This window comes from Pseudomonas sp. PHC1 (genome assembly GCF_046487845.1).
GTDB classification, from domain to species: Bacteria; Pseudomonadota; Gammaproteobacteria; order Pseudomonadales; family Pseudomonadaceae; genus Aquipseudomonas; species Aquipseudomonas sputi.
In genome coordinates this window covers 1-665 of sequence record NZ_JBJXHJ010000076.1, presented here as the reverse complement: position 1 = coordinate 665, position 665 = coordinate 1, and the positions used below count along the sequence as shown (strand labels likewise).

Sequence of the window (665 nt, the reverse complement as noted above, 5' to 3'; positions counted from 1 at the left end):
GAAGACGGTGAGCAGCTTGGTCGGTTCAAAGTGCGCAGCTTGATGCGCGAGCTTGATTTAGTCAGTAAACAACCCGGCTCACATGCCTACAAACGAGCGACAGTAGAAAGACTCGATATCCCGAATACCTTGAACCGTGAGTTTGATGTGCCAGCCCCGAATCAAGTCTGGTGCGGCGACATCACCTACATTTGGGCCCAGGGGAAATGGCATTACTTGGCGGTCGTACTGGATCTTTGCACGCGCCGGGTGGTGGGCTGGGCGTTGTCGGAAAAGCCGGACGCCGATCTGGTGATCAAGGCCCTGGATATGGCCTGCGAGCAGCGTGGCAGGCCTTCGGGTCTGCTGTTTCACTCGGATCAGGGGTCACAATACGCAAGCCGGCTATTTCGTCAGCGATTGTGGCGTTATCGCATGCGCCAGAGCATGAGTCGCCGGGGAAATTGCTGGGACAACGCGCCAATGGAGCGCGTGTTCCGCAGCCTAAAAACGGAATGGATACCGATCACGGGCTACAGAACGACTCAAGAAGCCAAGCGCGATATCAGCCACTTCTTGATGCATCGGTACAACTGGATTCGGCCTCACCAATTCAATGGTGGGTTGGCACCAGCTCGCGCCGAAGAAAAACTTAAAGTCGTGTCCGGGATTAGTTGACCACTACA

At 55.5% G+C, this 665-nt stretch carries 1 protein-coding gene; it reads left to right on the top strand.

Translation table 11 applies throughout. The annotated features are described in order from the left end of the window. A partial coding sequence (locus ACKJSM_RS28690) for an IS3 family transposase (protein ID WP_410239538.1) occupies positions 1-657 on the top strand: 657 nt, incomplete at its 5' end. Between the last annotated feature and the right edge of the window lie 8 nt (positions 658-665).